The following is a 14,260-nucleotide window of genomic DNA, read 5'->3' as shown; positions in this document are numbered from 1 at the left end:
GGAACCCGCCATGCCCAGATCCGCCCTGCCCTGCCTGCTCGGCATCGCGTTGTCCCTGGCGCCACCGGCCTTCGCCGCGACCGCCTACGTGTCCAACGAGAAGGACAACAACCTCAGTGTGATCGACCTCGACAGCATGACGGTCACCCGCACCCTGGACACCGGCAAGCGTCCGCGCGGCCTGGCGCTGTCCCACGACAACAAGCTGCTGTACATCTGCGCCAGCGACTCCGACACCGTGCAGGTGATGGACCTGGCCAGCGGCAAGATCATCAGGCAACTGCCTTCGGGCGCCGACCCCGAGCAGTTCGCCCTGCACCCCAACGATCGCTGGCTGTACATCTCCAACGAGAACGACTCGCTGGTGACGGTGGTCGATACGCAGACCGCCAAGGTGCTCGGCCAGGTCAACGTCGGCGTCGAACCCGAGGGCATGGCGGTCAGCCCCGACGGCAAGTGGGCGGTGAACACCAGCGAAACCACCAACATGCTGCACTGGATCGACACCGCCACGCAGACGCTGGTGGACAGCACCCTGGTCGACCAGCGCCCGCGGCACGTGGAGTTCAACAAGGACGGCAGCCAGGTCTGGGCCTCGGCGGAAATCGGCGGCACCGTCAGCGTGGTCGACGTGGCCAGCCGCAAGATCCTCAAGACCCTGCGCTTCGCCATCAAGGGCGTGCACCCGGACAAGATCCAACCGGTGGGGGTGAAGCTGACCAGTGACGGCAAGTACGCCTTCGTCGCCCTCGGCCCGGCCAACCACGTCGCGGTGGTCGACGCCAAGACCTTCGAGGTGCTCGACTACCTGCTGGTCGGGCGGCGCGTCTGGCACCTGGCGTTCAACCCGGACGAAAGCCTGCTGCTGGCCACCAACGGCATCAGCGGCGACGTCTCGGTCATCGATGTGCCCTCGCTCAAGGTGACCCGCTCGATCAAGGTCGGGCGCTATCCCTGGGGCGTGGTGGTGACGCCATGAACGCCCTGGAGGTTCGCGACCTGGCCTTCGCCTACGGCGCCCGCCGCGCCCTCGATGGCGTCGGTTTCAGCCTGCCGGCCGGGCGCTTCACCGCCCTGCTCGGGCCCAACGGCGCCGGCAAATCGACCCTGATCGCCCTGCTCACCCGCCTCTACGACCTGCAGCAGGGCGAGATCGAGGTCGGCGGCTGCTCGCTGCGCCGGCAACCGCGCCTGGCCCTGCGCCAGCTCGGCGTGGTGTTCCAGCAGAGCACCCTCGACCTGGACCTGAGCGTCGAACAGAACCTGCGCTACCACGCCGCCCTGCATGGCCTGCCGCGCAGCGTGGCGAGCGCCCGCATCGACCAGGAACTGCTCCGCCAGCAGTTGCACGAACGCCGCCACGACAAGGTCCGCGCGCTCAACGGCGGCCACCGGCGGCGCCTGGAAATCGCCCGCGCGCTGCTCCATCAACCGCGCCTGCTGCTGCTCGACGAGGCCAGCGTCGGCCTCGACCCGGCGGCGCGCCAGGCGCTCAACCAACACGTCCGCAAGCTGTGCCGCGACGACGGCCTGGCGGTGCTCTGGACCACCCACCTGCTCGACGAGGTGGGCGACCAGGACGCCCTGCTGGTGCTCGATCGCGGCCGCCTGGTGGCCCAGGGCGAAACGGCGGCGATCTGCGCGCCGCACGCCGGCAGCCTGGCCCACGCCTTCGACCACCTGACCGGCCTGGGAGCCTGTGCATGAGCAGCGCCGTCGCTTTTCCCCTCAGTGCCTACTGGCAGTGCCTGCGCGGCATCGTCGTGCGCGAATGGCTGCGCTTCGTCCTGCAACGCTCGCGCTTCCTCAGCGCGCTGGTGCGACCGCTGCTCTGGCTGCTGGTGTTCGCCGCCGGCTTCCGCGCCGCGCTGGGCATCTCGATCATCGAGCCCTACGACACCTACGTCACCTACGAGACCTACATCGTCCCCGGGCTGTGCTGCATGATCCTGCTGTTCAACGGCATGCAGGGCTCGCTGTCGATGGTCTACGACCGCGAGATGGGCAGCATGCGCGTGCTGCTGACCAGCCCGCTGCCGCGCGCCTTCCTGCTCGCCAGCAAGCTGCTGGCCACCGCGCTGGTGTCCTTGCTGCAGGTCTACGCCTTCCTCGTCATCGCCTGGCTGTACGGCGTGCAGCCGCCGGCCTGGGGCCTGCTCGCCGCGCTGCCGGCGCTGCTGCTGGCGGCGCTGCTGCTCAGCGCCCTGGGCCTGCTGCTGTCCAACGGCATCCGCCAACTGGAGAACTTCGCCGGGGTGATGAACTTCGTCATCTTCCCGCTGTTCTTCCTCTCCTCGGCGCTCTACCCGCTGTGGAAGATGCGCGAGGCCAGCCAGTGGCTGTACTGGCTGTGCGCGCTGAATCCGTTCAGCCATGCCGTGGAGCTGGTGCGCTTCGCCCTCTACCAGCGCCTCAATCCGCTGGCGCTGGGCGTCTGCCTGGGCCTGACGCTGCTCTTCGCCGGCCTCGCGGTGGCCACCTTCAACCCGCAACACGCGGCCTTGCGCAAGGGCTGAAAATTCATCCTTTAGTACTGTTTTTCCCCTCTCAACGTCGCATTTGCAAAGTCGCGCGCCTGGCATGTAATGGCGGCTACAAAAAGAAAAACCCGAGATACCGCCATGCCACGCCTCGCCCCTGCCCTGCTCGGCTGCCTGCTGGGCCTGCTGATCGCTTCCGCCCCGGCGGCACGGGCGGAGGATGCCGCGCTGTTCTCCGCCGACGGCTACCGGCTCAGCCAGTACCGCAGCCCGACGCCGCCCAGCGCCGATCACGCCACCACCCTCGACACGCCGGCCCTGCGCGTTTTCCTCAAGCGCCAGCCGGGCGCGCGGCTGGTCGACGTCTACCGCCGCCAGTGGCTCAACGGCCAGTTCATCGAAGACGCGCCGCACCGCAACCTGCCCGGCAGCCTATGGCTGGCGAATACCGGCAATGGCCAACTGGACGCCGGCTGGCAGGCCTATTTCAGCGACAACCTGCGGCGCCTGACCGATGGCGACCCGAGCCGCCCGCTGGTGTTCTACTGCCGATCCGACTGCTGGTTGAGCTGGAACGCGATCAAGCGTGCCCACGCGCTGGGCTATACCCGCTTGTACTGGTACCGTGACGGTATCGACGCCTGGGAACAGGCCGGTCTGCCCCTGCAGGACGCCCAGCCGCAACCCTATCCCTGATCGACCCACGGCGCCTTGCCGCGCGCCGCGCAGCACGATAACAACGAGGTCACTGGCCATGTACAAGATCCTGATCGCCGACGATCACCCGCTGTTCCGCGAGGCCATCCACAACGTCATCGCCGACGGCTTCCCCGGCAGCGAAGTGATGGAGACCGCCGACCTCGACAGCGCCCTGGGCCTGACCCTGGAGCACGACGACCTCGACCTGATCCTGCTCGACCTGAACATGCCCGGCATGCACGGCCTCAACGGCCTGATGAGCCTGCGCAACGAAGCCCCGACCATTCCGGTGGTGATCGTCTCCGCCGAGCAGGACAAGCAGGTGGTGCTGCAGGCCATCACCTACGGCGCGGTGGGCTTCATCACCAAGTCCTCGCCGCGCGGGCAGATGACCGCGGCCATCGAGCAGATTCTCAACGGCAACGTCTACCTGCCCTCGGACATCATCCGCACGCAGAAGACCTCGCCACGGCGCAGCGGCCACGAGGAGCACAGCATCCCGCCGGAACTCCTGCAGGCGCTGACGCGCAAGCAACTGCTGGTGCTGGAGCGCATGACCAAGGGCGAGTCGAACAAGCAGATCGCCTACAACCTGGACATCGCCGAAACCACGGTGAAGGCCCACGTCTCGGCGATCCTACGCAAGCTCAACGTGCACAACCGCGTGCAGGCGATCCTCAGCGCCAGCGACATCGACTTCTCCACCTACCTGCGCCGCTGAGGCTCGCTCGTGCCCAGCGCGCGCACCCTGCTGCTGACGCTGCTGGCGATGCTGGCCTTCGCCGGCAACTCGCTGCTCTGCCGCCTGGCCCTGAGGGCCACCCGCATCGATGCGGTGAGCTTCACCGGCGTGCGCATCCTCTCCGGCACGCTGATGCTCGGCCTGTTGCTGCGCCTGCGCGCCGGCGACAGCCGGATCGCCGGTGACTGGCGCGGCGCGGCGGCGTTGTTCGTGTATGCCGCGGCCTTCTCCTATGCCTACGTGCAACTGGATGCCGGCAGCGGCGCGCTGCTGCTGTTCGGCGCCGTGCAGGTGAGCATGATCCTCGCCGGTCTGCTGCGCGGCGAACGCCTCGCCGGGCAGGCGCTGCTCGGCTTGCTCCTGGCCCTCGGCGGGCTGCTCGCGCAGTTGCTGCCCGGCGCCAGCGCGCCGCCGCTGGCGGGCGCCCTGCTGATGCTGCTGGCCGGCGTGGCCTGGGGGCTGTATTCGCTGCTCGGCCGGCGCGGCGGCGATCCGCTGGCGGTGACCAGCGGCAACTTCCTCCGCGCCATTGCCTTCGCCGCCCTGCTCGCCCTGCTGTTCCAGGCGCGCCTGCGCCTGGATGGTGCCGGCCTGGCCTACGCCCTGCTCTCCGGTGCGCTGACCTCCGGCATCGGCTACGCCATCTGGTACAGCGCGCTGCCGGGGCTGTCGGCGATCCAGGGCGCCTCGGTGCAACTCAGCGTGCCGATCCTCGCCGCGCTGTCCGGCGCCACCCTGCTCGGCGAAACCATCAGCCCACGGCTGTTGCTGGTGTCGCTGGCGGTGCTCGGCGGCATCGCCCTGATCCTCCTGGCCAAGGCCCGCGCGCCGGCCGCCGGGCGCGCCTGATCAGGCCGCGCCGCAGGGACCGCCGCCGCGTTCGAGCAGGTGACACATGGCGGTCTTCAGCTTCATCGGCCGCACCGGCTTGTGCATCAGCGTGTGGCCCAGCTCGCGGACCTGCTGCTTGAGTTCGTTGCTGTAGTTGGCGGTGATCATCAGCGCCGGCAGAGGCGTGCCGCGGCGGGCATTGATCGCCGCCACCGCATCGACACCGTTGCGGCCGTCGTCGAGGTGGTAGTCGACGATCAGCAGGTCGGACTCGGCATGGAAGTTATCCACCTGGCGCGCCAGGTCTTCTTCCGACAACGCGGTGACCACCCGGCAGCCCCAGGTTTCCAGCAGTGTGCGCATGCCGGCGCAGATCGCCGCATCGTTATCCAGCACCCAGACCCGCGAGCCGCGCAGGCGTTCCAGCGGGCTGTCCGAGGCCAGCTCCGGCTCGGCCTGCGCCTGCACCGCGCCACGCGCCAGCGGCACCTCGATGGCGAAGCGCGAGCCCTTGCCCGGCACCGAGGCGACCTGTATGCGGTGGCCGAGCATGCGCGCGATCTTCTCGACGATGGCCAGGCCGAGGCCGAGGCCACGGTCCTGGTGCGAGCGCTGCACATCGCCGCGCTTGAACTCCTGGAAGATCTCGCCGAGCTTGTCGGCGGCGATGCCCACGCCGGTGTCCCAGACCTCGATGGACAGGCTTTGGCGCCGCCGCCGGCAGCCCAGCAGCACGCGCCCGCTGGGGGTGTAGCGAATGGCGTTGGAGAGCAGATTGCGGAGGATTCGCGCGAGCAGTTGCAGGTCGCTGCGCACCCGCGCGCCAGAGGCCACGAAATCCAGGCGCAGGCCTTCGCTGGCGGCCACCTGGCGGTACTCGGCGGCGAGATTGCCGAGCAGATCGGCGACCTCGAAGGCGGCGATATCCGGCTTGATCACCCCGGCATCCAGCTTGGAAATATCGACCAGGGTGCCGAGCAGGTTCTCCACGTCGGTCAGCGAATGGCTGATGTTGCGCACCAGGCCATCGCCGCCGACCGCCGCGCCGCGCTCCTGCAAGGCGCTGGTGAACAGCCGCGCGGCGTTCAGCGGTTGCAGCAGATCGTGGCTGACGGCGGCGAGGAACTTGGTCTTCGACAGGTTGGCCTGCTCGGCCTCGCGCTTGGCTTCACGCAGGCGCGCCTCGACCTGGCTGCGTTCGTCGATTTCGCGCTTGAGCTGGTCGTTCAGGCTGGTCAGCTCGGCGGTGCGTTCGCGGACCCGCTGTTCGAGGTTCTGGTAGGCCTGGTGCAGCGCCTCGGCGGTACGCCGGCGCTCGGTGATGTCGCGGATCAGCACGAACAGGCCGATCACCTGGCCGTCGGCCTGGCGGTTCGGCACGTAGGCGCGCTGCATGTAGCGCTCCTGCCCGGAGAGGTTGGTCTCGGCGATCTCGAAGGTCACGCTCTCGCCGGACAGGGCGCGCTCGAAGTACGGTTCCAGGCGCTGGCAGTGCTCGGCGCTGTGCGCATCGCGCAGGCTGCGACCGAGCATCGAGCCGCTGGGCCAGTGGTACCACTCCTCGTAGACCTTGTTGGTGAACTCGTAGACCAGGTCGGCGCTGAGGTAGGCGATCAGCGCCGGCACCTGGTCGGTGATCAGGCGAATCCAGCGCTCGCTGGCGCGCAGCGCCTCGGCGTGACGGTAGCGTTCGGTGATATCGGTGAAGGTGTTGACGAAGCCGCCGGTGGGCAGCGCGTGGGTGCGGATCTCCAGCATGCGGCCGTCGAACAGGCGCTGCTCCAGAGCGTCCAGCGGCGTGCCGGCGGCGCCACGGCTGCTGGGGGTGAGCAGCGGCAGCTCGCTGTCCGCCATGACATCGGCGAACGGCCGGTGCGCCTCGATCGGCGCCAGCCCGCAGAGTTCCAGGAAGCGCCGGTTCCACAGCTCCAGGGCGCCGTCGCTGCCGACCATGGCCACGCCCTGGGAAAGGTTATCCACCGCGCGTTGCAGCAGGTGCGACTTCTGCGCCACCGCCTGCTCGCGGCGCAGGGTCTCGCTGAGCTTGATCTCGGTGATATCGGTGTAGAGCACCACCAGGCCGCCGTCGCGCGTCGGCCGTTCGCTGACCCTCACCCAGCGGTCGTTGCGCAGGCGGTAGAGGCTGTGTTCGTCGTCGCTGCTGCGCTGCTCTTCGACGATCAGCCCGCTGCTCTGCGCCAGCCGGCGCAGCTCCGCCAGGCGCATGCCGGCGCCGACGCGCGCGCGGGTCTGCGCCCAGAAGGCGCGGAAGCGCTCGTTGAACAGCACGATGCGTTGCTGCGGGTCGAACAGGACGAAGGCGTCGGAGATGCTCTCGATGGCGTCGAGCAGGTGTTGGTGGGCAGTCTCGGCGCGCAGGCGCGCATCGCTGAGCAGTTGGTTGCTCGACTTCAGTTCGGCCATCGCCTGGCTCAGCGCGTCGGTGCGCTCGCGCACCTGCTCGGCCAGCTCCACCGAATGCTGGAAGGCGCCATAGGCGCCGTCGCCGCGCGAGGCGCTGGACTCGATGCGCTCGATCAGCGCGCCGTTGATGCGCTGCAGCTTGGCGTTCTCCTGCTCCAGGCAGGCGACGCGCGCCTGCAGTTCAGCGAGCGCTTGCGCCTCGGGGCTGGCCAATGGCGACGCCGGTGAAGGTCTGGTTGATGTGCATGCCATTGAATTGCTCTCCGTAGGTGTTGAAGCCGATCACCTGCTGGCGGCGGAGAAACGCGGCGGTGGCCTCGGTGTCGTCGGCGACCTCCAGCTCCAGGCGGCGCAGGAAGCAGTCGCAACCGATGGTCAGCAGCGGCGGGCCGAGGCGTTCGTGCAGGCGCTGGAACTGCGTCTGCAGGTTGGGCAGCAGCGGCCCGGTGTCCATCGCGGTGAGGACGATGCCGTTCTCCACCGCGCAGTAGAAGGTCAGGCTGAGGTCGTCGTTGACCTGCTGGATCGAGCGCACGTAGTACTGATCCTTGATCCGCACCGCCAGCGGGTGGGCGGAAAACAGCGCGAAGTCCAGCGTCTCCAGCGGTACGCCGACCAGACGCGCGTACTCCAGCGCCGCCGGTTCGGCGTTGAGTTCGAAGACCCGGCGGCTGGCGCTGTCGGCCTGGGTCACCACCAGCTTCTCGCCGCGCGGCACCACGTGGTGGGTGGTGAACACCTCGAAATCCAGCCAGGTATTCACCAGCACCACTACCGCCGCGCCGGTGTGGAACTGGCCACGGTAATAGACATGGGTGTGGGTCAGGTGATTGTCGTCGCCGGCCGAGCCGCCGAAGTGCGGAATGGCGCCAAGGGCGGCGCTGAGCGCGGCGAGCACCACTTCCTCGCGACTGGACAGGCCATCGAGTAGGGTCAGGGCGAAGCTGTGCCCCTTGATCGGCGCCAGCCCGCTGCTGCGGCAGTCGGCCACCAGCGACTCGACCATCTGCTGCGCGTCGATCAGGCTGAAGCGCTCCATCTCGTCGATCAGCGCGCTGGCGATGGCGAAACTGCGCAGGTCGAAGCCCACCGCGCTGACACAGCCGCGCCCGTAGCCCTGCAGGGTGATCTCGCCAGCGGTGGTGCAGCCGACCAGTTCGATGCCGCCGAAGTACTGCTCCAGCGCGGCGGCCAGGGCCGGCAGGTCGTACTCGGCGGAGCAGAAGAACAGCACGAAGCCCAGGTGCGGGTGGATCAACTGCCGCGCCAGGTCCTGGGCGACCACCTCGACGTCCTTCGCCGCGGACATGCCGCGCACCACCCCTTCCGTCTGCCCTTCGTGCATAGCCTGCCGCTCATAGCCGGATTTCGACGGGACCATTCTAAGGAGGCGCACGGCGACGCCCCTATGCTACTTGGGTCGCGCCGGACACCTCCGAAAGTAGCGGGCCAAGGGCCTCAGGCCCGGCTGTAGAGCACCCGGCAGCCACCCTGGCCATTCATCAGCGCGGCGTGGCTGGCGAGCAGATCGGCATGGCTCAGCGCCTGGGCGGCGGCGACCAGGCGCTGCGCATGATCGGCGGCGACGCCGGCGAGATGATCCTGCCAGGCGAGCTGCGCGCGACCGACGGCATCGGTGGGCATCGCGGCCAGGTCCTCGGCCAGCGCCTGGCGCAAGCTCGCCAGGCGCTCCGCGGGCAGTTGCCGGAGCCTCTCGCCCTGCTCGCCAAGCAGCGCCTCGATATGCCCGAGCAAGTCGGCCGGCCGGCCATGCGGCGACTGCACGGCGAACAACAGACCGCGCTGGTCCGCCACCTGGCGGAAGCCGCAGAACAGCGCGTAGCCCAGTTGCAGTTCGCTGCGCAGGCGCTGGAAGAACGCCGACTCGATGACACGCGCGAGCAAGCGCCAGGCCGCTTCGCTACGCGCGTCGCGGGCGCCCAGCGGATAGAACAGCAGCAGCGCCGACTCGCCGTCGATGGCCAGGCTCAGTCGCTGCCGGGCGTTGCTCGGCGGCGCCGGTCGCAAGGCCGTCGCCGCCGCGCGGCCCGGCACCTGCTCCGGCGTCACGGGCGTGGCGCCGCAAGCCAGGCAATCCCACTGCGCGGCGGCCCACTCCGCGTGCTCGGCGGGAGGCCCGGCGAGGGCCAGCGGCAGGGCATCGAGCAACTGGCGAATCGGCAACTCGGCGGCCCGCCGCCGCTGTTCCGCCGCCAACAACCGCGGACCTTGGGCCAGCGCCGTGGCAGGCGGGTCGCGCAGCAGCGCCAGGGCTTGCGCCAGGCAATCGTCCAGGCGCTCGCCAGGCCCATGCAGGGCAAGCAGCCAATCGCCGCCGACCTCCGTGAAGCGCAGGTTCACGCCGGCCAGACGCGCGCCACCGACCCGCGGGCGCAGCGCTCGTTGCAGGGCGAAGAAGCGCGCGCGGCAGGGCGCCTGCGGGAAACGCCAACGCAGGTACAGCGCGCCGCTCGCCGCCGTGCTGGCCGGCCAGGCCGTGGGAAATACCCAGTCGCGGCGAGCGCTCGCCACGGGCCGCGCCCGCGAGCGCGCCAGGGTGAGGGCGAAACCGGCCGACTCGAGCGACTCGCCGTGCACCTCGGCGCCCAGGTGCAGACGCAGCATGCGCGGCGCTCGCAGTTGTTCCAGCCAGGTCAGCTCCAGTGCTGCGGGAATACCGCGCACACGCTGCTGCAACTGTTCCAGGGGCGCCAGGCCCGGCACAGCCGTGAGCGCCAGACGCCCGGCCAGCGCCTGTGGCCCGGCGGCGCGCAAGGCATCGAGCCAACCGAGGAAGGCGGCCTCGACGGCCGGCGCGGCGGCCGCCGTGACCAGCTCGAACTGCACCACCAGCAGCCCCTGCCCCGCCGCCCGGCCGGCCAGACGCACCCGCAGGCCATCGCACAGCGCCTGCTCGCCCAGATGGGCGAGCAAGCCACCGGGGGACTCATCAGCGAGCAGATCGGCGAACAGCTCCAGGGCCTGCTCGTCGGCCGGGTGAAACGCATCGAGGGCGAACGCCAGCACCAGGCGCGGCGGACCGGGCAGGCGTAGGTGCAGGTCGGCGTCCAGCAGCGGCAACAGCGAAGGCGGCGCCGGGCTGACGCGGGCGGGCCCCGCCGGCAGGAGCATGGCCTGCTGGCGCGCCAGGGCCTCCAGCTCATCCAGCGCGTGTGGCCCCTGCAGCCACAGGCTCAGGTTGGCCGCCCGATAGTGGCACTGATGAAAATCGTGCAGTGCGCGCTGGAAGGCCTCTTCCTCCAGCGCCAGGCTCGCGCGCCGACCGGCGACGAAGCGGCGCAGCGGATGACCGGGCGCCAGGCCAAGGGCCAGGGCGGCGTCGATCAGGCTGTCGGCATCGGCGGAGCGGGCAATGAATTCGGCCTCCAGCACCTCGCGCTCGCGCTGTTGTGCGTCCAGTGCCAGAGTCGGCCGCGCGAGCATGTCGAACAGCCGCGCCAAGCCTTCGCCCAGCGCCTCGGCCGGCACCTCGAAGAAGTAATCCGTGGTCCGCGCCTGGGTGCTGGCATTGAGCCGCCCGCCGCGGCCCTGCACCCAGGGCATCAACCGTTCGCCGTCGCGGTAGCCAGCGCCGCCGAGGAACAGCAGGTGTTCGAGGAAATGCGCCAGCCCCGGGTGTTCCTCCGGCTCATCGTGGCTGCCGGCGGCGACCCGCAGCAGCGCCGCCGCACGCGGCGCGTCCGGGCTGTGGATAAGGTTCAGGCGCAAGCCATTGGCCAGGACGATGCGTCGAGGGCAGTTGTGCATGGGGCGGTTCGCAGCCTCTGTTGGCGACTCCGCTCACCTTAGCCCGCCGCAGCGAGAAGGAAATACTTCTTTGGATCGAGGCCAGGGCCCGACCGGCACCGGGCCCGCCGCTCCGGCTCAGAGTTCGAATCGCCCCACCATCGCCTTGAGGTTGTGCGACAGCCGCGACAGCGACTGGCTGGCCGAGTCGATCTGCCCGGCGCCTTCGGAGGTCTGCAGCGAGAGGTCGCGGATGTTCACCAGATTGCGGTCGATCTCCCGCGCCACCTGGGCCTGCTCCTCGGCCGCGCTGGCGATCACCAGGTTGCGTTCATGGATGCTCTGGATGGCCTCGGCGATCTCGTTCAGCGCGGTGCCGGCGACGCTCGCCTCGCCCAGCGTCGATTGCACCTGGCGGTGGCTGGCGCCCATGCTCTCGACCACGCTGCGGGTGCCCTGCTGGATGCTGGCGACCATCGTCTCGATCTCCTGGGTGGAGGTCTGCGTGCGCCCGGCCAGGGCGCGCACTTCATCGGCGACCACGGCGAACCCGCGCCCGGCCTCGCCGGCCCGCGCCGCCTCGATGGCGGCATTGAGCGCGAGCAGGTTGGTCTGCTCGGCGATGGCGCGGATCACATCGAGCACCTTGCCGATCTCTTCCGAGCGCTCGGCCAGTTCGCCCACCTGCTGCGTCGCGCTGTCGGCGTTCAGGCTGATCCGCTGGATCGCCTGCAGGGTCGATTCGACGCGCTCGCGGCCGCGCTGCGAAGTAAGCGTGGAGTCCTTCGACGCATCGGCGGTGGACACCGCGTTGCGGGCCACCTCCTCCACCGCCGTGGTCATCTCGGTCATGGCCGTGGCCGCCTGTTCCACCTCATCGTGCTGATTGCCCAGGTCATTGGCGGTCTGCTGGGTGATGGCGGTCATCTCTTCGGCGGCGACGGCCAGTTGATGGGAGGAATCGCTGATCAGCCGCAGGGTGTCGATCAGGCTCTGCTTCATGCGTGCCAGGGCATGCAGCAGCTGCGCCGGCTCATCGATGCCCTGGGGGCGTTGCAGGCTGCGATTGAGCTTGCCTTCGGCGATCGCCTCGGCAGCCTCGATGGCCACTTGCAGCGGCTTGACGATGCTGCGCGTGAGCACCCAGGCGAGCAGCAGGGTGAGCACGAACACCGTCAGCAGGGCGAGGATGGTGGCGCGCTTGGCGGTTTCGTAACTGGCGCGGGCGTCAGCGGTGTAGCGCGCGGCGGCCTCGGCGTTGATCTTCACCAACGCATTGAACAGGTCGCCGCTGCGGTTGGAAGCATCCTGGATCGGACCGTTGAGCAGCTTGAGCATGCCCTCGGTGTCGTTGCTCGCGGACAGCGCCTGGTAGCGATCCAGTTCCTGGTTGTAGCTGGCCAGCACCGATTGCAGTTCGGCATAGGTGCCGCGTGCTTCCTCGCTGGCGACCCGCAGATAGCCGGCCATGGCCTTGTCCAGCTCGCCACGGAGGAATGCCAGGCGCTCGACGGTGGGCTTGAGTACGTCGGGATCGCGGTTGAGCATCATGCGCAGGGTGATCACGCGGATTCCCAACTGGTTGTCGCGTATCTGTCCGAGATAGCGCGTCCCGGCGTGCGACACCTCTTCGGTGTGCACCACGGCTTCGCGCATCTGGATGATCTGGTTGAGCGAAAAGACACCGAAAGCGAGGACGAGCAGGGCGATCAGGCCGAAGCTGGCGAGGGCGCGAGTGGCAATGCGGAATTGACTGAGCATGGGTGTTCTCCTGGGACACACAAGCTTCTCGGCAGCACGCCGATTCCCTCGAAACGATCCGGCCGGCTACCGCACACAAACACGCGAGACAGGCCGCCGGCCGCCGCCTCGGCTCAGCGGGGAGGTCAATGGCGGAGGGCGACAAGGGGTATCGGGCTGGGCGTGGAAAGTAGCGATTCGGCCAGCGACGGCGTTTCTCGCCCGGCCGACGCGCTAGGGAAACCAGCGTGCATGAATCTGCTGCAGCACACCGTTGGCCTGGATCTGCCGGTATCCCTCTTCATAGGCGTGCAGGGCCCGCAGGCCGTCCGGGTGCGCCAGGCTGAAGCCGAGTGTCCCCGTGGTGGTTCCACAGTTGAAGGCGAAGCGCACGGCCTTTTGCGTACCGGCCTGGACTACCCGCTGCATCTTGTCCTGCAGGTCGTTGGTGATCACCAGCGCCGCCTGAATGCGATGCGCGGCCAGCTTCTTCAGACTCTGTAGGTCTGACTGGGCACTCTCGAACGTCGTGCCGGCAGTCTCCAGCGCCACGACCTGGGGGGAGTATTCGTAGTCCCTGGTAATGCCGAGCAGCGTGCCGGGCGGCAAGCTGCACTGGCCGTCCGCCGGCTTCGGCAAGGGGGCGTCGAGGCTCTCGAAGACATCGTTATTGACCCGATAGATCGGCTGCTCGGCCAGCCGGACCTTGCCCTCGAGTTCGGGTTGCCAGGTCATGTTGAAGCAGGCCACCACATCACCATTCAGCACCTGGTGCTTGCAGCGCGCATAGGGCACGACTTTCAGGCGCGCCTCGATCCCTATCGCCTTGAAGGCGGCGATCACCACATCGTTGGAGTAACCGGTGCCGTCACTCTTCGACCAAGGGTCGGCGGCATCCTCCACCAGGATCGTCAATGTTTGCGGCAGCGCCTGCGCGACAGCGGAGCCCGCTGCCAGCAAGTGGACTGCACACATCAGCAGGAGCACTCTCAGTGGTCGCATGCGTCGGTCAATCTGCGGGAATACGTGGTTGCTCATTGAGCGGTCGGCCTTTTTAGCACACCTCCTGGAGATCAGGTGCAGTGCCAAGCGGACCCGGATCACATCGCGAGCAACGACTGGCCGAGCCGAGCGGAGATCGCCCCATGCACCTGCCGGAGCGGACGCCAGCCAGCGCGGGCCCCGCCCCAAACAGGCGCCAAGGCGCGCCCCGCAGGAGGAAATCGCGAGAGAGGCTCCGAGCTTTTCCGTGCGCAAAAGCAAAACCCCTGGTCATTGCTGACCAGGGGTTTTGGGATAGGTGCTTGACGATGACCTACTCTCACATGGGGAAACCCCACACTACCATCGGCGATGCATCGTTTCACTACTGAGTTCGGGATGGGATCAGGTGGTTCCAACGCTCTATGGTCGTCAAGCAATTCTTTAGGATGCTCGTCTTTCAACGCTCATCCGAATTCGGGTATGTGATTCAGGCATTTGCGGTTCTTGCGAACTTTCGGTTCGTCGACTTCACCGTCTAACACCAAATTGTTTGGGTGTTATATGGTCAAGCCTCACGGGCAATTAGTATTGGTTAGCTCAACGCCTCACAGCG

The 14,260-nt window shown here is 68.4% G+C and carries 11 protein-coding genes and 1 rRNA gene; 6 read left to right on the top strand and 6 right to left on the bottom strand.

Annotated elements, in window-relative coordinates; genetic code table 11:
* The first annotated feature begins 10 nt into the window (after positions 1-10).
* From BLQ74_RS00065 to BLQ74_RS00040, 6 genes are all read left to right on the top strand, one after another.
* A complete protein-coding gene (locus tag BLQ74_RS00065) occupies positions 11-979 on the top strand; it encodes a YVTN family beta-propeller repeat protein (protein ID WP_090259544.1) in 969 nt (322 codons plus the stop codon).
* Complete coding sequence (locus BLQ74_RS00060; protein ID WP_090259541.1) at positions 976-1,707, top strand: ABC transporter ATP-binding protein; 732 nt, start codon at positions 976-978, stop codon at positions 1,705-1,707. The genes BLQ74_RS00065 and BLQ74_RS00060 overlap by 4 nt, the downstream gene beginning before the upstream one ends.
* Positions 1,704-2,516, top strand: a complete 813-nt coding sequence (locus tag BLQ74_RS00055; RefSeq protein WP_090259539.1) for an ABC transporter permease — start codon at positions 1,704-1,706, stop codon at positions 2,514-2,516. The genes BLQ74_RS00060 and BLQ74_RS00055 overlap by 4 nt, the downstream gene beginning before the upstream one ends.
* A 105-nt stretch (positions 2,517-2,621) precedes the next feature.
* Entirely contained in the window at positions 2,622-3,176 is a 555-nt protein-coding gene (locus BLQ74_RS00050; protein ID WP_090259538.1) for a PQQ-dependent catabolism-associated CXXCW motif protein, read from the top strand.
* A gap of 58 nt (positions 3,177-3,234) precedes the next feature.
* On the top strand, positions 3,235-3,900 hold the full coding sequence (gene agmR, locus BLQ74_RS00045) for a response regulator AgmR (protein WP_090259536.1): 666 nt from the start codon (positions 3,235-3,237) through the stop codon (positions 3,898-3,900).
* A gap of 9 nt (positions 3,901-3,909) precedes the next feature.
* Positions 3,910-4,770, top strand: a complete 861-nt coding sequence (locus BLQ74_RS00040) for a DMT family transporter (RefSeq protein ID WP_090259534.1) — start codon at positions 3,910-3,912, stop codon at positions 4,768-4,770.
* Here BLQ74_RS00040 and nahK read toward each other — a convergent pair whose 3' ends face one another.
* The 6 genes from nahK to rrf form a co-directional block, all read right to left on the bottom strand.
* Positions 4,771-7,428 (bottom strand): hybrid sensor histidine kinase/response regulator NahK/ErcS', encoded by a 2,658-nt coding sequence (gene nahK / locus BLQ74_RS00035; protein ID WP_090259532.1) that lies wholly within the window; start codon positions 7,426-7,428, stop codon positions 4,771-4,773.
* The gene (gene nosP / locus BLQ74_RS00030) at positions 7,358-8,521 is read right to left on the bottom strand and encodes a nitric oxide-sensing protein NosP (RefSeq protein ID WP_090259530.1); all 1,164 of its coding nucleotides are present in this window, start codon (positions 8,519-8,521) and stop codon (positions 7,358-7,360) included. The genes nahK and nosP overlap by 71 nt, the downstream gene beginning before the upstream one ends.
* A gap of 113 nt (positions 8,522-8,634) precedes the next feature.
* Complete coding sequence (gene pqqF, locus BLQ74_RS00025) at positions 8,635-10,944, bottom strand: pyrroloquinoline quinone biosynthesis protein PqqF (RefSeq protein WP_090259528.1); 2,310 nt, start codon at positions 10,942-10,944, stop codon at positions 8,635-8,637.
* Positions 10,945-11,061: 117 nt separating this feature from the next.
* A complete protein-coding gene (locus BLQ74_RS00020) occupies positions 11,062-12,684 on the bottom strand; it encodes a methyl-accepting chemotaxis protein (protein ID WP_090259526.1) in 1,623 nt (540 codons plus the stop codon).
* 213 nt (positions 12,685-12,897) lie between these two features.
* Positions 12,898-13,701, bottom strand: coding sequence for a substrate-binding periplasmic protein (locus tag BLQ74_RS00015; RefSeq protein ID WP_090259525.1), 804 nt, complete (start codon positions 13,699-13,701; stop codon positions 12,898-12,900).
* A gap of 264 nt (positions 13,702-13,965) precedes the next feature.
* Positions 13,966-14,081 (bottom strand): 5S ribosomal RNA (gene rrf, locus BLQ74_RS00010).
* Between the last annotated feature and the right edge of the window lie 179 nt (positions 14,082-14,260).

The sequence above is a fragment of the Pseudomonas panipatensis genome (assembly GCF_900099785.1).
Classification (GTDB): domain Bacteria; phylum Pseudomonadota; class Gammaproteobacteria; order Pseudomonadales; family Pseudomonadaceae; genus Pseudomonas; species Pseudomonas panipatensis.
The sequence above is the reverse complement of the archived record's forward strand: the minus strand, read 5'-3'. Positions and strand labels throughout refer to the sequence as shown.